Annotated in this window: 27 protein-coding genes and 1 other RNA gene; 3 read left to right on the forward strand and 25 right to left on the reverse strand. The window is 31.2% G+C overall.

Annotated features, from left to right (window positions below; translation table 11 throughout):
- Window position 1: 1 nt before the first annotated feature.
- The 13 genes from ACHRVX_RS12945 to ACHRVX_RS13005 all read right to left on the reverse strand — a co-directional run bounded on the left by ACHRVX_RS12945 (window position 2) and on the right by ACHRVX_RS13005 (window position 8,847).
- The gene (locus ACHRVX_RS12945; protein ID WP_395332785.1) at window positions 2-484 is read right to left on the reverse strand and encodes a M15 family metallopeptidase; all 483 of its coding nucleotides are present in this window, start codon (window positions 482-484) and stop codon (window positions 2-4) included.
- A gap of 385 nt (window positions 485-869) precedes the next feature.
- Window positions 870-1,328, reverse strand: coding sequence for a hypothetical protein (locus tag ACHRVX_RS12950; RefSeq protein ID WP_395332787.1), 459 nt, complete (start codon window positions 1,326-1,328; stop codon window positions 870-872).
- A gap of 20 nt (window positions 1,329-1,348) precedes the next feature.
- Entirely contained in the window at window positions 1,349-1,660 is a 312-nt protein-coding gene (locus ACHRVX_RS12955) for a hypothetical protein (protein ID WP_395332789.1), read from the reverse strand.
- Window positions 1,661-1,686: 26 nt separating this feature from the next.
- On the reverse strand, window positions 1,687-1,995 hold the full coding sequence (locus tag ACHRVX_RS12960; RefSeq protein ID WP_395332791.1) for a hypothetical protein: 309 nt from the start codon (window positions 1,993-1,995) through the stop codon (window positions 1,687-1,689).
- 19 nt (window positions 1,996-2,014) lie between these two features.
- Window positions 2,015-2,608, reverse strand: a complete 594-nt coding sequence (locus ACHRVX_RS12965; RefSeq protein ID WP_395332793.1) for a suppressor of fused domain protein — start codon at window positions 2,606-2,608, stop codon at window positions 2,015-2,017.
- 146 nt (window positions 2,609-2,754) lie between these two features.
- Window positions 2,755-3,216, reverse strand: a complete 462-nt coding sequence (locus ACHRVX_RS12970) for a hypothetical protein (RefSeq protein WP_395332795.1) — start codon at window positions 3,214-3,216, stop codon at window positions 2,755-2,757.
- Between the two features lie 118 nt (window positions 3,217-3,334).
- The gene (locus ACHRVX_RS12975) at window positions 3,335-4,075 is read right to left on the reverse strand and encodes a hypothetical protein (RefSeq protein ID WP_395332797.1); all 741 of its coding nucleotides are present in this window, start codon (window positions 4,073-4,075) and stop codon (window positions 3,335-3,337) included.
- Between the two features lie 3 nt (window positions 4,076-4,078).
- Entirely contained in the window at window positions 4,079-5,053 is a 975-nt protein-coding gene (locus ACHRVX_RS12980; protein WP_395332799.1) for a hypothetical protein, read from the reverse strand.
- A 40-nt stretch (window positions 5,054-5,093) separates the two neighbouring features.
- A complete protein-coding gene (locus ACHRVX_RS12985) occupies window positions 5,094-5,438 on the reverse strand; it encodes a hypothetical protein (RefSeq protein WP_395332801.1) in 345 nt (114 codons plus the stop codon).
- Between the two features lie 340 nt (window positions 5,439-5,778).
- Window positions 5,779-6,204: a hypothetical protein gene (locus ACHRVX_RS12990; protein ID WP_035684757.1), complete on the reverse strand. Its 426-nt coding sequence runs from the start codon at window positions 6,202-6,204 to the stop codon at window positions 5,779-5,781.
- A gap of 141 nt (window positions 6,205-6,345) precedes the next feature.
- The gene (locus ACHRVX_RS12995) at window positions 6,346-7,662 is read right to left on the reverse strand and encodes a DUF2586 domain-containing protein (protein ID WP_395332803.1); all 1,317 of its coding nucleotides are present in this window, start codon (window positions 7,660-7,662) and stop codon (window positions 6,346-6,348) included.
- Window positions 7,663-7,959: 297 nt separating this feature from the next.
- Window positions 7,960-8,139 (reverse strand): hypothetical protein, encoded by a 180-nt coding sequence (locus ACHRVX_RS13000; protein WP_394775416.1) that lies wholly within the window; start codon window positions 8,137-8,139, stop codon window positions 7,960-7,962.
- A gap of 132 nt (window positions 8,140-8,271) precedes the next feature.
- Window positions 8,272-8,847: a hypothetical protein gene (locus ACHRVX_RS13005; protein ID WP_395332806.1), complete on the reverse strand. Its 576-nt coding sequence runs from the start codon at window positions 8,845-8,847 to the stop codon at window positions 8,272-8,274.
- Window positions 8,848-9,131: 284 nt separating this feature from the next.
- Between ACHRVX_RS13005 and ACHRVX_RS13010 the strand changes: the two genes are divergently transcribed.
- Window positions 9,132-9,938: a S24 family peptidase gene (locus ACHRVX_RS13010; RefSeq protein ID WP_395332808.1), complete on the forward strand. Its 807-nt coding sequence runs from the start codon at window positions 9,132-9,134 to the stop codon at window positions 9,936-9,938.
- 88 nt (window positions 9,939-10,026) lie between these two features.
- Here the strand turns inward: ACHRVX_RS13010 and ACHRVX_RS13015 are convergent, their stop codons facing one another.
- The 10 genes from ACHRVX_RS13015 to ACHRVX_RS13060 all read right to left on the reverse strand — a co-directional run bounded on the left by ACHRVX_RS13015 (window position 10,027) and on the right by ACHRVX_RS13060 (window position 17,360).
- Window positions 10,027-10,245 (reverse strand): hypothetical protein, encoded by a 219-nt coding sequence (locus tag ACHRVX_RS13015; RefSeq protein ID WP_395332810.1) that lies wholly within the window; start codon window positions 10,243-10,245, stop codon window positions 10,027-10,029.
- A 7-nt stretch (window positions 10,246-10,252) separates the two neighbouring features.
- Complete coding sequence (locus ACHRVX_RS13020; protein ID WP_395332812.1) at window positions 10,253-11,107, reverse strand: hypothetical protein; 855 nt, start codon at window positions 11,105-11,107, stop codon at window positions 10,253-10,255.
- Window positions 11,108-11,117: 10 nt separating this feature from the next.
- Entirely contained in the window at window positions 11,118-12,419 is a 1,302-nt protein-coding gene (locus tag ACHRVX_RS13025) for a hypothetical protein (protein WP_395332814.1), read from the reverse strand.
- Window positions 12,412-12,969: a DUF6046 domain-containing protein gene (locus ACHRVX_RS13030; RefSeq protein ID WP_395332816.1), complete on the reverse strand. Its 558-nt coding sequence runs from the start codon at window positions 12,967-12,969 to the stop codon at window positions 12,412-12,414. Before ACHRVX_RS13030 ends, ACHRVX_RS13025 begins: the two co-directional genes overlap by 8 nt.
- A 15-nt stretch (window positions 12,970-12,984) precedes the next feature.
- Window positions 12,985-13,455, reverse strand: a complete 471-nt coding sequence (locus ACHRVX_RS13035; protein ID WP_395332818.1) for a hypothetical protein — start codon at window positions 13,453-13,455, stop codon at window positions 12,985-12,987.
- A 58-nt stretch (window positions 13,456-13,513) separates the two neighbouring features.
- Window positions 13,514-13,708 (reverse strand): hypothetical protein, encoded by a 195-nt coding sequence (locus ACHRVX_RS13040; protein WP_395332820.1) that lies wholly within the window; start codon window positions 13,706-13,708, stop codon window positions 13,514-13,516.
- Between the two features lie 440 nt (window positions 13,709-14,148).
- Window positions 14,149-15,687, reverse strand: a complete 1,539-nt coding sequence (locus ACHRVX_RS13045) for a hypothetical protein (RefSeq protein WP_395332822.1) — start codon at window positions 15,685-15,687, stop codon at window positions 14,149-14,151.
- Window positions 15,688-15,844: 157 nt separating this feature from the next.
- The gene (locus ACHRVX_RS13050) at window positions 15,845-16,036 is read right to left on the reverse strand and encodes a hypothetical protein (RefSeq protein ID WP_395332824.1); all 192 of its coding nucleotides are present in this window, start codon (window positions 16,034-16,036) and stop codon (window positions 15,845-15,847) included.
- A gap of 10 nt (window positions 16,037-16,046) precedes the next feature.
- A complete protein-coding gene (locus ACHRVX_RS13055) occupies window positions 16,047-16,712 on the reverse strand; it encodes a hypothetical protein (protein ID WP_395332826.1) in 666 nt (221 codons plus the stop codon).
- Window positions 16,713-16,727: 15 nt separating this feature from the next.
- A complete protein-coding gene (locus ACHRVX_RS13060) occupies window positions 16,728-17,360 on the reverse strand; it encodes a hypothetical protein (protein WP_395332828.1) in 633 nt (210 codons plus the stop codon).
- A 417-nt stretch (window positions 17,361-17,777) separates the two neighbouring features.
- Here ACHRVX_RS13060 and ACHRVX_RS13065 point away from each other — a divergent pair, with 417 nt between their 5' ends.
- Both ACHRVX_RS13065 and ACHRVX_RS13070 read left to right on the forward strand, forming a co-directional pair.
- Window positions 17,778-21,599, forward strand: coding sequence for a glycoside hydrolase family protein (locus tag ACHRVX_RS13065; RefSeq protein ID WP_395332830.1), 3,822 nt, complete (start codon window positions 17,778-17,780; stop codon window positions 21,597-21,599).
- 39 nt (window positions 21,600-21,638) lie between these two features.
- A complete protein-coding gene (locus ACHRVX_RS13070; RefSeq protein WP_395332832.1) occupies window positions 21,639-22,511 on the forward strand; it encodes a hypothetical protein in 873 nt (290 codons plus the stop codon).
- Between the two features lie 309 nt (window positions 22,512-22,820).
- On the opposite strand, the gene ssrA is transcribed toward ACHRVX_RS13070, so the two are convergent.
- Window positions 22,821-23,216, reverse strand: a transfer-messenger RNA (tmRNA) gene (ssrA, locus tag ACHRVX_RS13075).
- A 67-nt stretch (window positions 23,217-23,283) separates the two neighbouring features.
- A complete protein-coding gene (locus tag ACHRVX_RS13080; RefSeq protein WP_395332902.1) occupies window positions 23,284-24,486 on the reverse strand; it encodes a serine hydrolase domain-containing protein in 1,203 nt (400 codons plus the stop codon).
- Between the last annotated feature and the right edge of the window lie 9 nt (window positions 24,487-24,495).

Raw genomic sequence — 24,495 nt, forward strand, 5'->3', positions numbered from 1 at the left:
GTTATTTATATAAGATTACATAGTTCTTTCTATCGCGTTTTAGTTTACTGAGCACTTTCCAGTCGCTGTACCCTTTTTTATCAAAGTGCGGAAGATCTTTAAAAGTTTTCCAGTCGCCGCCCCAGCTCCAGTTGTATTTCTTGAAAATATCGACACATTCCTGCCAATCCGAAATTTGATCATTATCCCAGTCTTTTGCCGTATCCCACGAAGCTATTTTTCCATCTATAATGAGGCAAATATCTACGGCAAATCCATAATTGTGAATGGACTGACCGCCTTTTGCATTCGTTACTTTTTTTCCTGGTTTTGTTCTGCCAAAAGCATAAAGATCCTCTTGTTCCTGAAAAGATCTGAGTCCTTGCGTAATGCGAACTTTTGCTTTTCCGGTTAAAGCGAGATCGCATTCCTCGATGATTTTTGCAACTTCGTCCCTGACCGAAGGATGAAGTAAATCAATGTGTTTTTTTGTTGTTTGATCCATATTTGTATGTATTAATGATTTCAAATTTTGAGAATAAAAAGCCTTTCTAATTGTTTAAAGACAATTAGGTTTTTTTATTATTAGGTAAGATTATTTATGTTTTAGGATTTATTTACGGTTAAGAAAAACGGGTAAATAAATCGAGAAAGCCTCTTTTTATGAATCACATTTAAGAAGTGACATAAGCTTTAAGAACACTGTAAAAATACGCCGAAATAGCGTGTTTGAAAAATAATAGGGAGCTGTAAGTCAGTAGTTTCAGTAGAAGAAATTTTACTTTTTGTAGCTTTGTTTTATAGCTTGAAAAGAAGATAATGACAAAAAAATCCCGTTTTTCTAGAGTTGAAAAAGGGGTTTGTAATGGATTATATTTTTGTAATAGAATTTAATCAATACTTAAATACATTGGCTTGTTTTTATCCAGACATTCTTTTGCAATTAAATAAATATCATTAAAAGTTACTAGGCGGCCATCTGTTTGAGCTTGATTTCTTGTGTCAACTTTGATTTCTTTATTAAAAACTATTATAGTATATCCATCTTTTGCAAGTTTTCTGATAGATAATAAGTGATTTATTTCACGTTCAAAGATTGTCTTTATTTCTGAAATTTCTTCCCTCGAAAATTCAATATCTATTATTCCTTTTTTATTAACTTTTTCTGGAACAACTTCTTTTAATAGATCTAAAACGATAGAATATTTTAAGTCTAAATTTTTATTACTTCCCCATTTTCTATTTTTAGATTCTAAATCAACAGGATAGAAATCCCTATTAGTTTTTTCTTTAATAGTTGAATTACTAATAAATATCCAGTCTCCGTTTTCGTATAAATGATTTCCCATATTTTATTCTTTTAAAAAGACTAGTAAGAACCATCAACTTCGATATATCCATCTTTTTTACTAATGTAAAGCAATTCTAATGTGTATGCGTCAAAATAAGCGAAACAATACATTCCTTCGAAAAATGAAATAATTTTATTGTTTTCATCATACTCTATATTGGTACTTTTTGTTTTAAAAGTTACTACATAAACTTCTTTTTGTTTTCCATCTCTTAATTCTTTTAATTCTTTGTCCCAACAATTTAAGGGAATACGTTCTTCGTATGAAATTACGTTTATCTTGTTAAGCCAATTTTTTAAGTTCTCAATTATTTGTTCTTTTGTATTCATAATTATATCATAAACTAAATGCTTGATTAATAAGAACCATCAACTTCTATGTATCCTGCTTTTTTCATTATATAAAGCAACTCTAATGTTTCTGCATCAAAATAAGCAAAACAATACATTCCTTCGAATAATGAAGTAATTTCACCATTTTCATTAAATTCTATATCACTTTCTGTTTTAAAAGAGACAATAAAAACTTCTTTTTCGCTACCGTCTCTTAATCCTTTTAATTCTTTTTCTCTATAGTTTAAGCCAATGTCTTTGTCGTAGGTAAGTACATTCGTTTTTTTGAACCAGCTTTTTAAGTTTTCAATTACTTGTTCTTTTGTATTCATTCATTAAGCAGTTTGTTTTTTAGATAACAGATTTTCTGTTGAAATCAAATAAATCAATATCATTGTTTAAGAAAAGTAATTTTTCAAATTCTTCATCTCCATTTTTATTTTTGTAAAATAATTCACTTTCTGAAATGGGAACTGCGAGTAGAAACAAAACATTTTTTTCTTTTATTTTAGATGATATTTGCTCTAATTTATCCTGCCATAAAAATGGTTCTGTAAAATAGATATGCTTCATCTCTAAGTTTTTGTCGTATAATGTTATGAGATCATTAAATATAGTTCCGGGTCTGGCTTCCCAATTATCTTTACCAATAAAAAAAGAACATGACGAAAGTAATGTAGATGCAAATTCGTTTTTGTCTTTAGCAACAATAAATATTTCTATACCAAAATCTTGCTCATCATTTAGAATTTTCACAGGAATATCTGAAAGACCTATGGTACAAAAAAAACTTTTTTTTTGATCTAAAGGATCAGTACATTCCAGGATATCTATACTGTTTAAATTATTATCATCAAAATGAGGGTAAACTTTCGGATTAAGTCCTATAGCTTCTGCAATTGCTCTTGCAAGGTTAATATTTATTTGAGATTTTTTAGTTTTCATTAAATTTTAAATATAAAAAATCCAGATTAAGCAAATTATTCATAGTGCCTTATTTTATTTTATGAATTTATTTAAATACATGAGATTTTGAGCACAAATTCGAATTACTTAGAATAGTTGAAACCCAAATTTTGTATTTAAAATTATTAGATAACTCCCAATTCCATTTCTCCAATAGAACTATACCAAAAATCGGTATTAACGTCATCTTTATCTACAGCCATTAATCTGTTTTTTAATTCCAGAGCATATTTTTCATGATGTAAATGGTATTGTCCCAATGTTTGAGGAATTTTCACTTCACTTCTAAAGCGTATGTATGTGTATAAATATTCCAGATATGTTTTTAGATTCTTGTTTATAGTATATGTTCTTATTCCTACAGTACGATAATGGGTTCTCCCTATTATTGCCTGAGTTTCAATGTCAACACATAACCCGAATGGCTCATTAATAAAAGTATTTTTAGTACCAAGTTTTAAAAACTTTTTATCTAATAATTCGACATTTCCAAAAAACTCATAATCTCCACCAAAGGTAGTGTGATTCGGTAATCCAATATTGTATAGAATATCTGATGTTTCTTTTGAAACATACTGATTAATCATATCATTGTTTGCGAATACTACCAAACTATTTGAAAAATATTCTTGAATTTCTGTTAAGTTCATTAAGTATATAAATTAATCTATTTAAAACTTTTACATTTGATTTATTTTAGGTTCATTAGCTTTTTAGATAAATATAATTTTGATTTGACACTAACATTTCTCCATCATTATATCTTACAGAATAAATAATTTTATTTATCTTTTGGTTGTTGTAAAAATACTTTACAGTTAATACACCATCATTAAATATAATAGTTTCTTTGATCAAATATCCATTTTTATCTAGTAAATATTCGAAATTACTTATAATAGAATTAAGGGGAATAAATAGTGTTATTTTAGATGGATTAAATCTTATATTGAGATTTAGTTTTTTAGATTTGAAAATAGTTTGATCATTTCTGCTTATTTTTTGAAAACTCTCGATATTGGCCATTAACTTTTCAATATCACTTACTTCACTAGAAAGCATAAAAGGATTATCAATTTTTATATTTTTTGTAGTTAAAAAATCATTATATGATTCAATATTTGAATAGTAATTGGAAGACCAGTCATCTTTCTCCTTTTTATCAGATCCGAAAAATGCGTAATCAAATTTACCATTTTTATATTCTAGATTAATTTCTTGATACAATTTTCCATTGCTACTGCGCTCCTGAAATTTAACTAGTTTTTTAGATTCATCAAAATAATAATCACATATCTTTTCATTGTCTATAGTCAAAGTAATTATAGAATGTTTTTTTACTGTAGATTTTTTGTCTAGAGATTTAGATTCATCTTTTTTTACCGTCTTATTACAACTTATGATTGTTGCTAAAATTAGGAGAAAGAGAAGTTTTTGAATTTTCATGAATTATTTTTTAAAATTATCTAAAAATCCAGGCTCGGCTGGGAGATTTGGAATATTCCAAGGGTAAGCTTTTATTATATCTTTACCTTTTAAAGTCTTCCAAAAAATAGTTTTGTTATATACAGCTGTAGATTTAAGATTAATTCTGCCTTCTTTATGATTTTTATGATTTTTAATAAATCTCTTATCAAATTCCGTGGCAGATGTCTTGTCAAAATATGCCGTAAAACTAATTTGAGGAGCATCAAAATTCCTGCCAATATTTTTCGACCATATTTTATAATGTTCCTCTGAAATTTTCCATCCAAGTGTATTTTTATGTAACTCAAATTTTCCTGTTGAAAAGCGATAATCTTCAGAATTAAACAAAGCTTGTTCTTGACCATCCCATGCATCAGCATCAGAACTGTAATCAAATCCATTAATTAAAACATTTATTTCTGCAGCTATCCCACATTGCATTTTAGTTCCATTTCTTTTTTCTTTTGAAGTAGATCTGAATTTTTTGGCTAATTCGCTATTCTCTCCATATGCAACAGTATTTCGCTCTAAAACATAAGCAATTGCAAACATTTCCTTCTTTAAATCTTCTGTCATGTCTGATTTATAAGCAGAACTTTCTCCATATACAGTTGATGCCTTTTGTATGAATTTAGTATGATTGTCTGTAATTTTTCGAAGATTTTTAAATCCGTCTTTACCATCTTTTTCTCCTAGAAAAGCAGAATCATTATTTTTCGGAGTGTTTAGATTTATTCCTAAATACTCACCGTCAAGCCCATATATGGGGCTTCCTTCTTTTGAATTATTAATGAGTAAATTAGGAGATTCATATCGCTCTATCAGAAACTTCTCCATCTCTACAGCATTCCTATTATCCTCAATCTGCTGTCGCCAAATGTTGAGCATAATTTGTCTAAACCTTGTCATTTCTGAAGGGCTTGTGTCATTTAGTTCTATGTTATGGGTTTTAATCATGATTTTGGTTTTACAGAAAAAGGATAAAAAAAGGTGTTTATTATAGTATTTCTACTTTAACAGGTTTTGGCTGAATATGATCTGAGAATGCTGTGGTAATATTAAGACGTAAATCGTCTTCTTGTTCAATTTTGGCATCGCCGCCCAAATAACAATTTTTAAATAATACTTCGAGAGCTTTAAATTCGTCCATTTTTGAAGCTTGTAATACGGCCGAACGAATAGCGATATCCGGTTTTTTGAAATACGCAAATAAAATAGTTTCATCATCATCTGCAATCGTGAGTTTGACTACTTTTTTGTGTTTGTATTTCCATTGATTTAACTGAGCCTGAGTGATATTTCCGTCAAGAACATCTACGGTTTTTGAGATTGTTTTTTCCATTTTAAAACGGTTTTATTTTTTATGATTGAAGAGTTGAATTCTGATGTAATGATGTTTTTATAAAGTCTTTGAAATGAGAATTATTTCGTTGACTGGATGATAAAAAAAGAGACTGCCTGAGTTATTGTTTTGGAGTTGAATATTCTCGAAGCAGCCTCCTGAAGAAGATTCCCTGACTAAAAACGGACTAATAAAGAGCTTGTATAATAAGTTTGCAAACAAAAATCATGTTCCTGGAACTCCTTTTTGCATGACGCAATTGATAATGGTTTTCTCTTTTTAGTCGGTTTTAGATACAGGGAATGGGTATTATGGTTTTAGTAGTGGTAATTTATGCAGATTAGTTCCACTCAACATGAGAACAGATCAAATCAAAAGAAACCGCGATTTTAGTATCTCCCTGGCTAATTCCTCTGCTGTTTGAGTTAAATTCGCAGTTTCTAACCGTGTGTGTAATTACTTCATTGCTGTCGTCTAGATAGCTCACAATGATGCTGAAAGGATTGATATCCTGCAATCTTTGTCCCTTTGGTAAAGCGGCTAAAATTGCTTCTACTTCATAATTGTATAAAGTGATTGAAGCTTTTGCCTCATATTTTCCTCTACCTCTGTGTACAGGCATATCTCCGGCTCCGTAATGATTTTCCTTAGATACTGAATCGCTATAGTTTACTGCTGTAATTCCGGTAACGATATTACCTGCAATACTTACTTCAATAGATGACCAGCTGTGTTGTTGTCCGTTAATTAATGGTAATTTATTCATATGTAGTTTTTTTATTTTTAGAAATCCCGATAACGTTCAGGAACTATCACCTTAAATCATTTGCGTTTGTAACAAATGAATTTGTGGCGATATAATTGGTGAATTTTTATTTTTATTTGAAAATTATATTGGACTTAATAATTATGCTTTGTCGATTCCAAAAGGATTTTTAAATCCTAAATCAACCATAATTTTACGGGCAGTTCCAATAGGAGTAATTTCTGCTTTTACTCTTAATTCTGAAGTGGCTAAAATGTTTTGTTTTGGATCAACATACACATCAAAATCAGAAACTTCCTGATTTGCAACCATTCCTTCTAAAGCACTTCTGCACAAACCCTCAAAGTTTTTAGAAACAGATTGTGGCAATTTACCATCAATGTCAACTAAAACCGGAGAAGCTAATTTTGGCAATAAAGCGGTACGCAATAAACGAGTTGCTTTATTGATTGTACGGTTGTTCTCTACATAAGCAAAGTCAGATGTACCGGTTGTACAAGTGTGACTGTCATTAAAATAAACACCAGCCAAACCAGTATGTGTTTTCGTGAAAACGTATCTTTTCTCGTTTAATTCGCTTAAAGTTCCAAGAGTTTTAATTTCCTGTCCGCCAATAAAACCTGCTTTTGCAAAACCTTCACCAGTAAGATTGAATTTTTCGATCCATGCAATGTTTTCAGATACTTTTGCTCTTGATACAGCTCCTAAAGCTAATCCAACTGCTGCTGTGTTTTTGTACACCTCTTTGTAAAGAAATTGAAGAAAAGCGCCATCTTCTTCTTTGTAGCCCTCAGTAGTAATCACGTTAAAAACATTTGTATCTTCTATTCGTGCCAATTTTTCCCCGGGAGCGAGATTGTAAACTGTATTATCGTCTTCTCTAAATAACTTCTGTTCAAATGCTTTCTCGACATCCATAGCTACCACTACAGATACATTTTCTGCATTTAATTCGGCTAAACTTGTAGCTGTATCAGCATCAAAACCTTTTCCTTCTAAAATTACTTCAAAAGGCATATAATCTTTATAACCAAGAGATGCTTGCGTTTGTGCTTTTGTAACTGTGGCCTTTGTTGCTTCAAATGATGTTTCGCCACTAAAAATAATTGCCATTTGGCGAATATTACCATTTGCCTCCTCTTGCATATTCATCGCCTTTTCCGCGATATCCTGATATGAACTTCCTGTAGTTGCCATAATATACAAATCTCCGGAAGGATTCATTCTGAAAAATTGCTGAATTTGATAATAAGCAGATTGTCCAACTACATCATAATCAGCAGTAATACCTAAAGCTTCAGCATCTTCTAATGAAACCAAACGCTCAATTTTGTTCACTGTTAATTTTGTAGTGGCAACTCCGTCAAAAAGTAATCCTGAAACCATGTCTTGTTCCGGATTTCTTCTTCCTAATCCGCCTGATAGTTTGGTAATTACCACATCGTTTAATGTACTCATAATATAAATTGTTTTAAATGTTTAAAATTTGTTTTTGCTTAAAAAATGACAAAAGACTGGCTGTAACAAGTGGTTAAACTTGTAGTTGTTGCTAATTTTTAATGTGTTGAAAAAGTATTCGTATTGTAGAATCCAAAAAGCAGATTGGTATTTTTGGACGTTTTTTGTAAGCTGGTTTTTAATTGGATTTTACTCTTGGCCAAGACGTAAATTTGCTTTTCCCATCGTGTACAAATTTAAGTCTTAAGATGGCTTTTTCCAATTTTTTTTATTCTCAAAACCAGTAGTTTCAGTGCTTTAAGCTCTGGCTTCTGTAGCAAGCCCTTCATTAATTATAGTATAAATAGTGCGTTCTGTAAGGAACAAACTATCCGAAAGTTCAGATACTACAACTTTCATTTGTTTAGCTTGATTTCTATTTAGGTAGTTGATCACATAATCTCTCCTTTTGTCTAATAGTGTTCTGCTTCTTTTCATGTTTGGGATTTTAAAAAAGTATGGTTTGATTTATTTTAATAGGTGGTATTGTTTGAGTCTGTAGTTTTATGTCATATTTTTTAAAAGTGTGGTATTTAAGTTTGACAATTTTAATTCATTATTTTAACCGGATTATTTTGTGGTATTTAAATCTATAGTGCCTTCAACCTGATTAGGGTTTATTGCTATTATGTCTGATGTCAAATTATATCCAAGTTCTTCAAGAGCTTCATTACTTAATCCGTTGTTAAATAGGATATATTTCTTTTTTAGGATATTTTCTATTAACGTCGTTTTGTATGTTATCTCCCAAATAAAGTAATCGTTTTTATCCCAATGAACATCATCGTTATTACATTGCTTTTCTCTAACTTTAAATGTTGAATTTGTATCTATAAATGAATTACTTGCGGTATTTGACAAGACGGCTTTGTCAATCCTGTGTGCAATTTCAAATACATTTTCATAACTTGTTGATGAAATAGTTCCAACAGGAAGTACAACATAAAGGCAAAAAGCGACATCTGCTTTATAGTTTTTTTCAGATGATGTTTCCCATGTTATTGTATCGTATTTGAACATTACTACAGGTGCAGTAATTTCAGTTTTAAAAATAGCATCACTGTATAAATGTACGGTTGGTGCAAACGTAGAAAGCTCATTTTCGATTGCGATCTTCTTTTCGGTATAAAAGTCTTTTAGAATCATATGATGGATTATTTTTTTACAAATATACAACATATGTTTTAAAATATACAACATATTACACTAAAAAATGCAATAGTTTCAGTAATATGATTTATTTAATTTGATTCGATATTAAAGTAATTCAATAAGAAACTAATTACAAATGTATTGAATATCAGGTATTTTGTAAAATAATTGTAAAAGATTGCAATTATTTATTATATATTATTTAATTTTGCAACATATAGTGGAATGTTTTATGTTAATCAAAACATATTACACAATAAAAATATAAGCAATACAACATGGAAATACATACTAAGATAAAACGTATTATAGATGAGATGAATTTAAATAATAACTCATTTGCAAAGTTGATAGGAGTAACCAGTACTACAATAGATAGTATCACAATTGGCAGATTGCAGGCAGATGGAGACAGAAAGAAAACCAAACCAGGTTTTGACCTGCTTCAAAGTATAATCACTCATTGTAATGTAAATCCGGATTATTTTTTTGGAGAGAGTGATCAAATGTTTATCAATCAGGCAGTAACTACTACAGAAGTTGGTTTAAAGCTTCCAAAGATTATTACCGTAAATGAAGACGGTGAAGAAAATATTAATTTTGTTGGAGTAAAAGCAAGAGCCGGTTATTTAGACGGATATGCTGATCCGGAATACATGGAGAGTCTTCCATCTTTTAGTATGCCAATGTTAAAAAACGGAACTTTTAGGTGTTTTGAAATAAAAGGAAATTCGATGTCAACTACAATACATGACGGCGATTATCTGTTTGGAAAATATGTCGATAATTTTGATGATATTCTCGACGGAAGAATTTATGTTATCATCAGCAAGAATGATGGAGTGGTGGTAAAAAGAGTTTTAAACCGAATCAGGGAAAGCGGAAAATTAATCCTGAAATCAGATAACAGAGACGGAAATTACCCCATGTATTCTATTTATGCCGAAGATATTCTGGAAGTTTGGTACGCAAGTATGTACGCGTCTAAGCAAATGCCCGATCCAATTAATATTTATGAAAAGATTCATGATCTCGAAAGTAAATTCTATGAAATGGAAGAGGCTTTGAGGAAGAAGCTGAATTAAGATTTGTAAAAAAATTGCCGTTTGCTGTAAAATAAAAAATCCCTCTTGCGATTAAGTAAGAGGGGTTTTAACACTAATTCAAAAATATTCAGGAAATAGATCCGGTTCCTGTTCCGGTTTGCGCTGATGCCGAACCAGTTGTGGTTACTGTGGTCGTGACGGTTCCTGATTTGACAAATGTGTCAATAGCAGTGGCTAATTTTGCTGCAATGTTGTCTATGGATGAAGCACCATCATCTTTTTTTGTTTTCTCTTCAATTAAAAAAGATTTTATTGCTTGTTCTAAAAGTGATTTATTTAAAGCCATAATTTTATTATTTTAAAAGTTCTGTTAGTTTTCCTTTTAATAGTGTAAGTTGAGGTAAATTAATTGGAGGACCAGATGGTCCAACCGGCGTTGTCACGGTGATTTTACCTATTTCATCTATCAGTTCTTCCAGTTTTGTTTTTAAGCTTTTTCCGCCAACATCAATCTTAAATTTATCATCCATTTCAAAAGTTAAGCTGTCTTTTTTAAATGAAGTTTTAACATCGGAAATTATAGCTTCAAAACCATCTTCGATAGTGATTTTGGCTTCCTTATCTTTTAAATTAAAGATTGTTTTTCCATCATTAATACTAATTTTTTGTTCATTTACAGTAAAGATGTTTTTAGAAATTTCTTTACCATCAGCATCATAAAATGTTGTGCTAATGTTTGAATCTGATCGATTGCCATTAAATTCCAGTTGCGCAATATTTTTGTATTCAGGTGTCGAAGTTGAAGTAGAATCTTCTTTGTCTTTGAATAACATTTGAAATTTATCTGCATTAGTATTGATTTCCAGGTATTGATTCTGCTCATTTTTAAAGCGAATAAAAGTACGCTCGACCTCAGAAAACTGCGAAACAAAAGCTCTCGTTTCGACTCCATCAATAATTGTGGCTAACACCCAACTGTCTTTTTTAGGAATAGTAACAATTCCTTGTTCCAGATCCAGAATTGAAGCTTTCAATCGTACATTTTTAATGATTGCACCATCAGCTCGCATAATATTTACAGTGTACGCATCTTCCGGATTATGAAGTGATTCTGTTTCTTTATTTATTTCGATGACTTTTGCCGCAAAAGTTTCGATAATTTGATTTTTACCGGCAACATCTTTTATTAAATCTGTTATATTTCCCATTTGTGTTTTTTTAGATTACTTCTACTCTTCTGCCTATAAAAATCCTTTGTCTGTAGCCGTTTTCGCCGTAGCTTCGTTCAACTTTCTCCACCTGAAATGTTCCGTTTTTTTCTTTATCCTTTGCGTTTTCAAGAATTACTTTATCTGTAGGACGCACAAACGGTTCGCCAAATGTGAGAAAAGAGCCTTCAAATCCGCTAGGTTTAGATTCCATTGCCCTTAAAGCGGCATATTGATACAATTCTGAGGCTACTTTAGTTGCTGCATTTTCAAAAGCTGTAGGATCTTTAGGTAAATCATCAGAATCATTATGCAAAACATGTGTTTTTATTAATTGACCATTTGGATCGCCCAGTTCAATATAAATTGGTGTATTTGAATTTTTAAAGTATTTTTCAACTCTTATGCGGGTGTTTTTAGTGGATTCCTTTACAACTACTAATTTGTCTTCGATAATATTATAACGAAATCTAAAAGTGGCTCTTCCTAAAAAACCTCCGGTAACGGTTTGAACAATTTTATTTAGCTTAGAACTTAAAAGACTAAGTCCCTGATTAATTAATTTTTTGACAAGTGTGCCTGCTAACGGACTTTTAATGAAATTTCGATCAATAAAACCGGCTAATTCAGATATTGTATGTTCTTGCGGATTATTGGTAATCGTAAGTACTGGCGCTAGATCCTCGATTTTGAAATACGTGTAAATTCCTTTGTCTTTTAGCATCTCAAAAACCTGAGCCAGACTATGATTTCTATTAATCATGATATTTCCTAATTCTTCGTCAAGGGCATTTACTTTAAAAGGTAAATTGAGTTCTTTGATTCTTCTTTCGAAGAAAGTTTTAGGATTAAAATTCTCAACATTTGTAGTTGGATTTGTTGACACAATATTCAAAACATCATTTTTGTCCTGAACATCATCGTTCTTTACCGCTTTTACTTTTTTAAAGGCGTACATCGCATCTTCACAAGATATGGTTGCGTTTGTATCTGATTGCACTCCTGTAATATAACCTCTAAATGCAGGTTTGTAATTGCCATCATAACCCAGAAATATTTCTATAAAATTTTCCAGTTTAAAAAAGTCGTGAATTGTTTTTTGTTCACCGCTTGCATTTGCAAATAAGCTTTGATCAAATCCCTTTGTATCAGTATATACTTTTTGAGGCATTACAATAGTTGCCGTATCGGTAAGGGATTTGTACGAACTGTTTATTTCTACATTTTTCACATAGGTGAATTCATAAAACTTAGGCGTGGGGATAAGTCCTATGGTTTCGTAAACTCTAATTTTGGCATTTAGTTTAAGCATTGTCTCTGATTATTAGTTCTACAGTTTCATCTGATGTGGCACTGGCAGTGAATTTTTGAATATTTTTTGTCCCTGAAATAGAAGGAATTGAATAGGAATCAATCACTAATTCATAAACACCAAAACGGTTCAGGATTGCATGAGTAATTCTTAAAGAATAGGGGGCATTTAAGAATTGTTTCAACAGGAAAAGTTTATCTTTAGGATATTCATCTCCGGTTTCATTAGCGATTAATCCTTCTATCGAAATACTAAAATCGCCATTTGTAATATGTTCTTTAATTGTTGAATCTCTTCCTTCAACTCCTTCTTTTTTAATGATTTTTGAACGATTTAGATTTACAGTAACAGCGTCGATGCGAAGACTTGGTAAATTAAGATCGCTTTTTACAAGAGGTTCAAAAACTAAAGGAGCAAAAACCCTCAGGTTAAATTCGCCTCCGGTTTTATCAATAATAAAATCTTTCGATTCTGATTCGTTATAATTAATTCCGGTATATTCGGTTTCTTTAGTGTTTAAAATTTCGTTTACGTTAAAATTGAATTTCATAATTATTTATTTTATTTAATTTGAAAATGTTTGTGCAAATGCAGTCATAAGCGTGTTCTCCATTCTTTTTTCGGTATGTTTTTGTAACCAAAGTGCTTCTTCGAGTAACTTATAAAACTCATCTATGGATAATTGATAAGGATCTAAGTGAAAAGCTGATCTGATAAGTGCTGCTGATTTTTTGAATTCATCTTTTTGGGGCGTTGCATCAATTGTGAATTCACTGTCCTTTTTAATTATGTTTACAATAGAATTTCCGGCAGAAAGCATGAAGTCGTCATCATAATTTTCATTATCCAATACACATTCCTTAAATAAAAACAAGATCGCTTCATGCGGATTATCCTTGTATTTATTCTGGTAGTTTAAAAAGGTATTAAAGGATGGTTTTTTGCAGTAAGTAGTGATAAATTGGTCATCTGAAGTAAGTTTTAAAACCGTACCGTATCTTTCTTTTAATTTTTGGATGGCTATTTCGTCTGGCATTTTTATAGTTTTTAAAGATTTGTTTAAGCTGAAATAAGTTTGATGATTTCCTGAATATTTAAATAGCGCTATCCCTGCTTTCTTTTCTTATGGCTTCAGAAAGGCTTTCACTTTTCTCGGAACCATTTAGAGGTGTAATATTGAAGCTCTCTATAAAAATGCTTGCTTTAGATGTTTGTCCCAAAGGATTTTTGAAATTACTCATGTCTGGTATTTTAGGTGTTTCTCCTAAATCTCTTGGTGTATAATCCATGATTGGTTAAATGTTTAATTGTTAATATGATAATTAAGAATGATCTTAAAGTTGAGGTTTGGACCTTCTGAATATTCTGAAAGTATGAGGTAATTTCCGTGTATATAACAGAGGCTATTATTGAAAATTACAGTATGTAAAAATAGGGCAGAAGAGTGTGAAAAACGAAAAACTGAACCTTCGTTTTCAGTAGTTTCAGTAGAAACAAAATATGGTTAAGTGTTTGTTTTTTAGTTGATTACTGTTAATTTTTATTAAGTTGAAGTCTGGTTTAATCTTTTAACATTTACGCTTTCAAATAATTTGCATTTCGCATTTAATAAAAATACATCGAAGTCCAAAGAGCATTTAAGCACTTTGGTAAACTTCGATGTATCAATAGAAAGGAATATGATTTATGATATAAAACTATTTTTTATTTTCTTACATCAATAGAAAAATTAATAGGCAATCATTAATATTCCTGTTGGTGTACGATAAACATCTCCCTTAATTAAACCGCCTGCTAAAGCAGTTGAGTTATTTTCGTAAACCGGTGTAATTCCTAAATTTAGTGTACCAATCAGAGATATTTTTGATTCTTTTGAAATGAATCTATTTCCGATATTGATGATTCCCGAAGCTTGAGCATCACTTGAAACTCCTTCTGATCCTATGTAAATATTGCTGTTTCCTGTTGTTATATATCTTCCTGCAGCTTTTCCAATACCAATATTAGCTGCTCCTGTCGTTATAGCTCCCAAAGAATAGTTACCAAATGCATTATTTGAATTTCCAGAAGTATTAAGTCCCATGGCAGTATGGCCAATAGCTGTATTAGAAAATCCTGTTGTATTGTAACGCAAAGCGTAGGTACCAATAGCGGCATTTTTATCTGTACTTGTAGCATCAGACATACAATATGCTCCAATTGCAGTAGATTGCCCTAATCCTGAAACCATAGTTGATAAAGCATTGCAACCAATTGCGACATTGAATTGAGATGTTTGGTTTTCTGTTAATGCGTATCCACCAACTGCAGTGTTAGCATAACCCGTGGTATTCTTGTTCAATGCATATCCTCCAAAGGCATCGTTGTAAGATCCGGTTGTGTTTGCATTTAAGGCGGACTCTCCTAATCCGCTATTTGATTCTCCGGTGGTGTTTGTTTTTAATACTCCAAAACCAATACCGGTATTACTTGAACCACTCGTATTTCCAGATAACACATTAACACCAAAAACAGTATTGGAAGTTCCGGTGCCTTCGCCCTGACCAATTCTAACGCCGTTGATTAATTTATCAGCGCCTCCAAGTTCTTGCAAAGATGTATTATCAATAATACCTGACTTTGTTTTAGAAACGGGTGTTCCCTCGGCTATATCGCTTAATGTGGCTACTTCGTAAGATCCCGCAGGTCTGTTAATGTTATTAAAAGTGTAGTTAACTTTATTATCTCCCAACTTTAAATTTATTGTAGTTTCTTTATTAAAGGAAGAATATTCTCCTTCAGCTGCATCAAGATTTGTAATGCCAATTCTACCACTGTAATCACCATTAATTCCAAAGTTTAATTGTGATCTACTATTATAATCTTGAAAATAAACTTCATTAAATGACATGCCACCAGTTTTCTGAAAAGAGATAGAGCTATAATTTGCTGATCCTCCCGCCATACCGGTAACCTGATCTTGTCCGTTCCAAAGGCTTATTGTTTTGTCAAATCCGTCATTTCCGGAAGCTAAAATTTCATTTAAAGTTGAGGTTTGATTACTAATAACCAGATCTCCAGATCCTAATATTGGCTGGCCGTTAATGGTTTTAAAGTCATTCTTTTCAGTCTTAGTTGAAAGCAATTCGCTCAAATTTTCAATATCTTGTACGGGAACTTTGTCGTCTTTATGACGGAAGGAATCCCAAGTATCCCAAAATTGAGTTTGTGTTGGTTTTAAACTAGTTCTAAACCATTGTTTTATTGTATTTAATGTTTGTATTGCCATGTTTTTGTCTTTAATTATATTTAATAGATAAATTCAATATTTTTCTATACACCCAAGATTTTTAGAAAAAATTATTCTTTTAAAATTTTGAGCGTATTTGTTTAAATAAAGATTAGGTTAATTTTTAAATTTTTATTCGTTCATTTTGTAATCAGTTTTACTTTTTTTCTTTCGAAAATAAAGGGGTAATGCCAGTTAAAGCGGCTGATAGAAACAATCCAAGTAATTTGATTCTATTGATCGTTACCAATGAAAATCCTGCTTCTTTCAATAGATCCAATTTCGTGTCGATGAATCCTGTTAAGACAATTAATAAACTCACGATTACTGCAATTTTTGTTTTGTTCATATTTTTGATTTTAAGGATTTACTGTTTTAAAGGAGTATTGGATCCATCCTGTAGAAGTCTTTTCATACATGATAAATTTTGATGGGTCAGATGGGTCTTCAATTTGCGTTCTAACTTTAAAACCATTTGGGGCATTTGTAAAGTCTGAATTTAAATTTGTTGCAGATATTGCTTTAGTGGCAGAACTGTCATACGCAAACTCATCTCTTAAAGCCAATTGTCCGTTGTTATCTGGCATTGTCACAAAGGTTTGTGTGCTTGGTCTTTGATTTGTAGATTTTGATAATTGAATACAGGAACCTCCTGAAGAAAAAGACAAAGCATTGTTTCTTAAATAAACTTTTCCAGATGAATTCTGTGATCCCATCTCATTATTCGTCATATAGGTTGAAGTTATATGATCATTACTCTCTAATTTAAAAGTTTGCTTTCCGGTAACAGTACCATTTTTAGTTATCATTTCTTCCAGATCAATGTTTGGAGTGGCTCCTAAACTAAATTCACTTTTAGGTATAAATTTCACAACTTTATCTTCCCCCCATACAAGTATACTATCGTTGGTAAAGCCTTTGTTTACTGTGTTCAATTGTAATGGTTTAGTTGTAATCTGATTTTTGGTTTGTGCATTTGCCATCATCCCAATGACTAATATGCATATTATAATTGCTTTCTTCATTTTGCTTTTTAATATTTATTTTATTTTTTCGTTTGGTATTATAAATTCTATAGAATCGTCTAAATCACCCAGAGTATCTGTTAATTTAATAATAGTACCTGGAGTTAATTCCAACCATGATACCCATAGTTCCGGATATGAGCCATTAGGCCATGAACTTGAAAAATCGAGCTCTCCGGGTCTTTTATACAGGATAAAAATTCCGTTATATGCACCGCAGCTATAAGATCTTTGTAATACTTCAGGATTAAGTTGATAAGTAATAACATCACCGTAATATTGAGTGTTAGCTTTGAATGAAATAATTTTCCCTACAGTATTTTTAGAGTTAGTAAAACTGCTCATCAAACTTGTATCTCCGCCATAATACGTTGCTTCGCTCAGGAAATTACCTTCACAATATCCAATTACACTATCACCAATTTCTAATTCATCAGCTGTATTTGGACTAACTTTAAAGATTAAAAATTGTCCAGACGGAATAATTTTATCTCCTTCTAATAGATTATCAATCCCTTCTATATCTTTTACGGGAATTTTGTCATATTTATGTCTGAAAGAATCCCAAGTATCCCAAAATTGACTTTCTGTTGGTTTTAATCCGGTTCTAAACCATTGTTTTATAGTGTTTAATTTTTGTATAGACATTTTTTTCTGCTTTTAAATTGTATAATTAAATTATTGATTTAATGAATTCCCTCAATTGGATTTTTCTATTGGTTGATCCAAAATAGGAGAATGTCTTGTCAGGAATTTTAGGCATTTTTCTTATGCCTTTTGAAGATAAATTATCCATAATGGCTATTGTTTTAGTGTGATTAATATAAAGTGGTGATTGTTTTTTTTTTAAATACCAGCAGTATTTGCAAATTAAGATTGCATAATTTTTACTTTTTTGAGAGTGTAAAAGTAAGTTGGAAGAATAGAAAAAGAACAAAAAAAAGCCCTGTGAATTCAGTAGTTTCAGCAGAATGAAAACTTACTGAAACTACTGAATACAAGCAGTTTTAAATTTAGAAAACGCAAATTTTGATAGTACTTTTACACTCAGAAAAACAACTAGCGATGAGTAAAAATTCAATTCACAATTTTAATCTTTCAATAAAAAATACTGCTGATATAAAAAGCTCAGAAGACTTAACTAAAACAATTATAAAAGAGTTAGCTAAAGTCTCAAAAGAAATGAGTGAGCAAAAAGATATCGTACAAATGTGGCAGGAGCAAAAAAATCAAAATGCTGCTCTTTTTGCAAATAATTTTAATTCCTTATCCGGAGAAGGCGCTATCAATACCAATGATAAAACAATCAAATTGATCAGCAATACTTCTTCGGATTCAGAGGGAAAAACTATTAATTATAACAACTTAAATTCAAGTGCCCTGATCGAAGGAGGCATTACTGATATAATTGGAAAGACAACAACCAGTTCTTCTGCATTCGCCAGTATTACTCCTTCGAATTTAGGAGTAGAAAACAATACACTGAATTTTAGTCGGGGCACAACGGCTCAAACTTATGGGAGTGTTGCATCACAGCAAACTATCACGATTCCTCAAACATTTCAACAAAACAGTGTTGAACCAACTCTGGAAATTATTAAAGCAGCAATCAAAAAGGAATTAGATATTGCTAGAAAAGCAAATGATAGTATTGGAATTGAGTATTGGACAAGTATTTCAAAGGCTTTTGATGAAGGAGCAACAGCTAAGGATTTTAATGATAAACCAGATAATATATTATTTACACAAATGTATGCTACGCTTAAACAATCAAATCCCTCAGCTGAGACCCAAAATTTTAATTGGGAAGTTGTGCGTAAAAAAATGATTGAGTCAATTGATGCAAACATACTCAATGACCAAATTTCTTCTGTAAATAAAGAACGTTGGAAAATAATTAAAAAACAATTAAGCGACGATACAACGAATATTGCTAACCTTTTTGAGCAATATGATGAGCTATTTTTATTGCTGAAAGAAGTACATGGATTAGATGAGTTACCAAATACAATCACAATAACCACTAAAACTAAAATATACCCAAATTTAAGTGCAGACAAACTATATGCTTCGATAGGAAAAGAGGATGTTTATGTATTCCTGAGGGAAATAAGTAATGACGATATTCGAGGAAGTGCCGTAGATAAGGGTGCGCTAAAAATTAAAAATACTGTTGCGAAGTCATTTATTATTGGAGAAAGTCTGGAGTTTTTCCTTGATGAAAAATTTGTAAACCAAAACCTTTATAAAAAGGAAAATATCAATTGGATTGTCCGTAATATTAAAAACAAAAACGACAAAGGAATTGTTTTTGAAAACGAAGGAACTTCATTTAATTACAATTTTGATACAGCTGGCGTTTATAGAATTGATGCCTTTGGCTACAAACCTACAATAAATGGTAATAAAAGTGCATCGACATCTACTTTTGTAGAATTAGAAATAATTGCCCAGCAAATTGTAATTAAATCTCCATTTAAAGAAGGTGTCACACGAGCTTCTTTAAAAGAGCAATTGTTTAAAGTAGCCCTGAAAAACACTAAAGTAAAAACATTAAATCCGTTAAAACTTTACTATCAGTTAGAAAACAAGACTGCCAATAGAGCAACCAAAATTTCAGAGGAACAAGAATTAGACCCAACAGGGATTATCAAACTTACAATGCCTGATTTAGGTGAATATAAAATTAAAGTATTTAGTAAAGATCAATATGTATTAACACAGGAATCTGTAATTTCAGTAATTAAAAATGAAGTCACGAGTATTGTTCAAGCCGAAAAAACATCAAACAATAACGTGTTTTTATTGGGAGATCTAAGCAAAACGATCACGTTAGAGGCTAAAAGTTTTAAAATAAATCCTGCTACAGATGCAGAAAAAGAAGATGTGAAATGGATGATTTATGATGCTAATAATAAACCCTATCTTTCTCCTGGATCTGTAATTATGACTAAAAATAATGATCCTGAAAAAGTATACCTCCACCAATGGAGTCATTATAATGTGCCGATTCCACAAAAAGTGGGGCATTATATTGTAGAAGCTTACAGCGACATTCAAAAAGGCAGCAAAGCGAAGTCTGTTTTTAAATTGGAAGTAAAGCAACCACAATTAACCGAAGCTTACTGGACTTTCAGTGGCGGAAGTAAAAAACAAGAATCTGGTTTTTCAGGGGAAAGCAATTGGATAAAAGCAAATATTCCTTATTATGGTAATCAGACTGTTAGGATATATTTCTATTTAAATACAATAAAAACAAATTATTATTGTGATGTAATAACCAATGAAAATGGTGAGATTTTTAAGGAAATAAAATTTGATTCTGATTTCAGGAAACATATTGGATTCCAAAATAGAAAAAATGCTAAAATTGGATTCAAAGTATTAGGCATTCAAAATGGGAAGCCATATCTATTTAAAACACCAGCTAATTACGAGTCTGATAGTGTTTTATCTGTTACAACTGATGTCAAAATTCTTGATGTTTATTTTGAGTATGATGGAATTCGTGTGAATCCATTCATTCAGGTACCTTATGGAGCGACCGTAAAAGGAATAATTAAAACCTTAAACATGGTAGGAAGCGAAGTGGTATTAAAAGTTCGAAGAAGAGATGCTCAACACTCACAACTGAAAATGAAAACTATTGTTAAGAGCGAAGGAGAAGCTTCTATTACATTTGTTCTAGACAAAAAATGGCGTCCAATAACTCCGTTATTTGGAATGACGGATTCGTATTATGTAGAAATAGAAGGTGTAGAATCTAAATTTTATTTGGAGAATGGGTTGAATGCTGTTGTGGGTGCTATTATTAAACCCAAAAAGAATATGGAAATTATCTTTCCATTACTAGAAAAACCAATTAATGATACTAATTCCAAGTGGGGTAAAAACTATAATTGGACAGATGATGATGGACATAATCAAGCAACCTTTGATTCTAATAGGGATAGTGGGAACAGAAAACATGCGGCAAGAGATTTGTATACGGAACCTAATACTAAAGTTGTCGCTATTGCAGATGGGAAAGTACTGGAAGCTAGAGATTTTTATGCAGGAACATATCAAGTAACAGTTTTACATAAATTGAAAGATGGAAGAAAATTTATTGCTAGATATGGTGAATTAAAACCAAATAGTATTAAAGTTAAAAAAGGTGATATAATCAAGCAGGAAAGCGTAATTGGAAAAACAGGAAAATTACAAGGAAAATCAGTTATAACAGGGCAAAATATATATATGTTACATTTTGAAATTTTTTCTGCTGAAAAGGGAGAAAATTTGAATAGTCCGCTTACAGATAAATTTAATGGTTCACCTTTTCAACGCAGAGATGACTTATTGGATTCAATTGATATTTTATTAGAAGGATATAAAAATACATTTGAAATAAATAAAGGAGATAGAAGGGAAATAAAATCTCTAAGGCTAAGTGATAAAGGTAAACAATTTATAAAAGATTGGGAATCGTTTAAAAAGAAGATGTATGACAATGATGGAGATAATAACAGTGAAGGAAATTGTACAATTGGTTATGGACATAAAATACATGACGGTAAATGTGATGGCAGCGCTTCTGAAGATAAATTTAAAAATGGAGTTTCTGAGAATGAGGCTAGTAAATTATTTGAGAAAGATATTTTAATTTTTGAAAAAGCAGTTAGAAACAAAATAAAAATGCCTCTTTATCAGTATGAATTCGATGCTTTGGTTAGTTATGTTTATAATATAGGTCCGGCATTTAAAGCTCCTAATTTAATACAATATATTAATTCTAATAATTATGCTTCCGCTGTTTCTGAGATAGAAACTGGTTCTCAAAATGTTAAGAGAAGAAAACAGGAAAGAGATATGTTTTCAAAAGGAATTTACGATTCAGTGCACTAGTAATTTTAAAAAAATGTATTTTCGTTTAAATTAAAAAAAATGATTAAAAAATTAAAGATTTCACTACTAGTTTTACTTGGATTAGTAAGCTGTAAACATCAGGATAATGATAGTAAAACTTTAACTATAAAGCAAGATGACAGTACCAAAGTAAACTATCTTTTAAATAATGAAGGTAAGGTCAAACGCCTTAATTTATCAAATTACAAAGGGAAATGGGAACTTAAAAAATCATCAAATACAAGTTCTGAAAATCATCAAATTAATAATTTCGAATTATTAAATGGTGAGTTTATCTTAGGTGATGAAAATTGCGATACATATTTTGAAATTGATACCATACATAACTTAGAATATTATGTAGAGGGACATTTTTATAATCACACACTGAAAGATGAAATGAAAATTTTACATAAAAAAATCTATGATTTATTTAAGATTGAGTTAAACACATTCAGAGGAACAATTACCACAAAGTGCTCTCCTCCGTTTAATAAAATATACGTTTTTGGAGATAATTTAGTAGTTTGGTATTCTGGAAAATATATGCAGTTTGTTAAAAAAAATGAAAAGCATCAACAACTCCTTTTTAAATGCCAGGAAAACGATAATGGAATATCCATATACGATGATCCTTTAAACAAAACATGTGTATGTAATGAAAGCACTTTTAATAAGGCATATGAAATATTTTATAATGAATCACCGGATTACCTGAAAAAAGATTTAGTGGAAAAATTACCACAGAAAAATTTTAAACAAGAGTCTAATGATGCGAAGATTATTTATAATTGGATATTAAGGGATACATTAAAAATAGATATGATTTTTCAAGGTGGTGAAAATCATTACATTTTTTATAAAAACAGCAATAATAAAATAGAGTATAAAGAGTACTTATACTTACCATAGTTCTCGATATCGATGATGTCTTGTCCTAAAAAAACGATCTGAAATGAATCTTTATGGGAGAACAGATCTTACTGGTAAAAAAACAGTCCGCCAATATATATCAGAGAATTACATTGAACTCCAAAGTTCAGGATTAAAAACTTGATGGTTTCCTGTGACTTTATCACTGCGATCGGTAATTATTATAAAGAGAAGAATGTAAAAGACTTGGAGTAATCGTACCAGAATGTCTGGTAATTTGAAGATAGAAAAATTGAAAGCTTCGTTATTAAAACGAAAAAAAAGGGATGATTTTTCAATCATCCCTTTTTGTGGAGTCGCCGAGAATCGAACTCGGGTCCAAACAAGCAACTAAAGAGCTTTCTACACGTTTATTTCCTGATTGGATTTTCGTTATTGAGCTAGGTCAGGAACAACCACTCAACACTTATCTTCTTAATTTCGATATCCACCCGAAGCTCATGGAAATCTAGGTTTATTTTTACGGTTCTCCTGGACTGACCGCCACAAACCAAGGCTTTCAAGGAGAATCCAGCTTCCCTATCTGATAGGGACGTGGCTAATCTTACTATAATTCAGATTATGCAGCTAAAGCGTAGTTATTTTCGCCGTGTAAAATTGTAAGATCTTATATTTACGAGCAAGGTCTCAATGCTCGACGTGCTTACTTTCCAATTCGACTTGCTGTCAAAACCAGTCGACCCCAAAAATGAGTTTGCAAATTTATACTATTTGAACTTATGTTTGTAATAAAATTTTCAGAAAAATAATATTATTCTTCATCCTTGAATTTAAACGGATAATCGCCAAAAATAGGAGCCAGTTTACGAACCGCATACGTTTTTGTTGTCATTTTATTTGATAAAGCAATAATGGTAACATTTTCTTTTTGCAACGGAATATAAGATGAGGTATTACCATGCCACCAACCGTTATGGAAATAATAATTCTGACCAGAATCCCAATTGATCATTCTAATACCAAGACCGTAATTTTTTGTACCTTTTCTTTCATTACTATAACCAGTATAAACTTGTTTTAATAATTCAGGTTTCAAAAAGCCCGGTGCATTTCTGGCTCTGTCAAATTTTAAAAGATCTCTTACAGTCGAAAATACGTTTTTATCACCATAAACATTATCCAGATAATCAAAACCAATTTCTACACCACTGCCTTTGTATGAAGGAACAATCTTTTTTCTGTCCTTATCATCATCAAAAACATAAGTATGTGTCATTCCAAGTGGTTTGAAAATCATTTCAGACATTGCTTCCTTATACTTTAGACCGGTAATTTTTTCAATAATCAGCGCAAGCATTGCATAATTTGTATTGCAATAACTAAAACGCGTTCCTGTTTTTGCTTCCAGACCAACATCTTTCGTAGCAAGAATTTCTAAAATATCTTTATTCGTGAGTTGATTATGTCTGTCCCAAACAGTTTTATCGTGATCCGTAAAATAAGCATAATTCCGCATTCCACTGCGGTGGCTTAAAAGCATTCTGATAGTGCAATCTTCATACGGAAATGTTTTTAAGATTGTATTTACTTTTTGATCTAAATCAATTTTACCCGCATTTACCAATTTTAAAACTGCTGTTGCTGTCAAAACTTTGCTGACCGAAGCAATTTGAACAGGAGTTTCTGCCGTAATTTTAGTTCCTTCGTTTTTATTCGCAAAACCATTGTATCGCTCAAAAATAATCTGACCGTTTTTTGCCACTAAAAAACTTCCGTTCATAGTATTGTTAGGCCAGTTTTTTACATAAAAATGATTTATTCTTCCTGTTACTGAATTTATGTAGGCTTGTGAAACTTTTGCTTCGGGACCTAATGGTTTCATTTTAGGTAAAGTATCTTCGACTTCAGCGATAGTATCATTTTTTATTTTTTTGTCTTGACCACAAGAGCTTAAAACTAGTAGTGAGAAAAGTATTTGTGGTATATTTGTTTTTTTAAGGAGGCTCATTTTCATCATTCTTTA

It is taken from the genome of Flavobacterium sp. FlaQc-47 (assembly GCF_044006475.1).
GTDB lineage: Bacteria > Bacteroidota > Bacteroidia > Flavobacteriales > Flavobacteriaceae > Flavobacterium.

Excerpts from the sequence above, each read along its gene's own strand:
- ACHRVX_RS13060 (WP_395332828.1), bottom strand. The coding sequence starts at position 17,360 with ATGTCTATACAAAAATTAAACACTATAAAACAATGGTTTAGAACCGGA.
- ACHRVX_RS13010 (WP_395332808.1), top strand. The coding sequence starts at position 9,132 with ATGGAAATACATACTAAGATAAAACGTATTATAGATGAGATGAATTTA.
- ACHRVX_RS12955 (WP_395332789.1), bottom strand. The coding sequence starts at position 1,660 with ATGAATACAAAAGAACAAATAATTGAGAACTTAAAAAATTGGCTTAAC.
- ACHRVX_RS13050 (WP_395332824.1), bottom strand. The coding sequence starts at position 16,036 with ATGAACAAAACAAAAATTGCAGTAATCGTGAGTTTATTAATTGTCTTA.
- ACHRVX_RS13000 (WP_394775416.1), bottom strand. The coding sequence starts at position 8,139 with ATGAAAAGAAGCAGAACACTATTAGACAAAAGGAGAGATTATGTGATC.
- ACHRVX_RS12980 (WP_395332799.1), bottom strand. The coding sequence starts at position 5,053 with ATGATTAAAACCCATAACATAGAACTAAATGACACAAGCCCTTCAGAA.
- ACHRVX_RS13030 (WP_395332816.1), bottom strand. The coding sequence starts at position 12,969 with ATGAAATTCAATTTTAACGTAAACGAAATTTTAAACACTAAAGAAACC.
- ACHRVX_RS13065 (WP_395332830.1), top strand. The coding sequence starts at position 17,778 with ATGAGTAAAAATTCAATTCACAATTTTAATCTTTCAATAAAAAATACT.
- ACHRVX_RS12965 (WP_395332793.1), bottom strand. The coding sequence starts at position 2,608 with ATGAAAACTAAAAAATCTCAAATAAATATTAACCTTGCAAGAGCAATT.
- ACHRVX_RS12970 (WP_395332795.1), bottom strand. The coding sequence starts at position 3,216 with ATGATTAATCAGTATGTTTCAAAAGAAACATCAGATATTCTATACAAT.
- ACHRVX_RS13070 (WP_395332832.1), top strand. The coding sequence starts at position 21,639 with ATGATTAAAAAATTAAAGATTTCACTACTAGTTTTACTTGGATTAGTA.
- ACHRVX_RS13040 (WP_395332820.1), bottom strand. The coding sequence starts at position 13,708 with ATGGATTATACACCAAGAGATTTAGGAGAAACACCTAAAATACCAGAC.
- ACHRVX_RS13055 (WP_395332826.1), bottom strand. The coding sequence starts at position 16,712 with ATGAAGAAAGCAATTATAATATGCATATTAGTCATTGGGATGATGGCA.
- ACHRVX_RS12975 (WP_395332797.1), bottom strand. The coding sequence starts at position 4,075 with ATGAAAATTCAAAAACTTCTCTTTCTCCTAATTTTAGCAACAATCATA.
- ACHRVX_RS13025 (WP_395332814.1), bottom strand. The coding sequence starts at position 12,419 with ATGCTTAAACTAAATGCCAAAATTAGAGTTTACGAAACCATAGGACTT.
- ACHRVX_RS12995 (WP_395332803.1), bottom strand. The coding sequence starts at position 7,662 with ATGAGTACATTAAACGATGTGGTAATTACCAAACTATCAGGCGGATTA.
- ACHRVX_RS12945 (WP_395332785.1), bottom strand. The coding sequence starts at position 484 with ATGGATCAAACAACAAAAAAACACATTGATTTACTTCATCCTTCGGTC.
- ACHRVX_RS13035 (WP_395332818.1), bottom strand. The coding sequence starts at position 13,455 with ATGCCAGACGAAATAGCCATCCAAAAATTAAAAGAAAGATACGGTACG.
- ACHRVX_RS12950 (WP_395332787.1), bottom strand. The coding sequence starts at position 1,328 with ATGGGAAATCATTTATACGAAAACGGAGACTGGATATTTATTAGTAAT.
- ACHRVX_RS12985 (WP_395332801.1), bottom strand. The coding sequence starts at position 5,438 with ATGGAAAAAACAATCTCAAAAACCGTAGATGTTCTTGACGGAAATATC.
- ACHRVX_RS12990 (WP_035684757.1), bottom strand. The coding sequence starts at position 6,204 with ATGAATAAATTACCATTAATTAACGGACAACAACACAGCTGGTCATCT.
- ACHRVX_RS13045 (WP_395332822.1), bottom strand. The coding sequence starts at position 15,687 with ATGGCAATACAAACATTAAATACAATAAAACAATGGTTTAGAACTAGT.
- ACHRVX_RS13005 (WP_395332806.1), bottom strand. The coding sequence starts at position 8,847 with ATGATTCTAAAAGACTTTTATACCGAAAAGAAGATCGCAATCGAAAAT.
- ACHRVX_RS13020 (WP_395332812.1), bottom strand. The coding sequence starts at position 11,107 with ATGGGAAATATAACAGATTTAATAAAAGATGTTGCCGGTAAAAATCAA.
- ACHRVX_RS13015 (WP_395332810.1), bottom strand. The coding sequence starts at position 10,245 with ATGGCTTTAAATAAATCACTTTTAGAACAAGCAATAAAATCTTTTTTA.
- ACHRVX_RS13080 (WP_395332902.1), bottom strand. The coding sequence starts at position 24,486 with ATGAAAATGAGCCTCCTTAAAAAAACAAATATACCACAAATACTTTTC.
- ACHRVX_RS12960 (WP_395332791.1), bottom strand. The coding sequence starts at position 1,995 with ATGAATACAAAAGAACAAGTAATTGAAAACTTAAAAAGCTGGTTCAAA.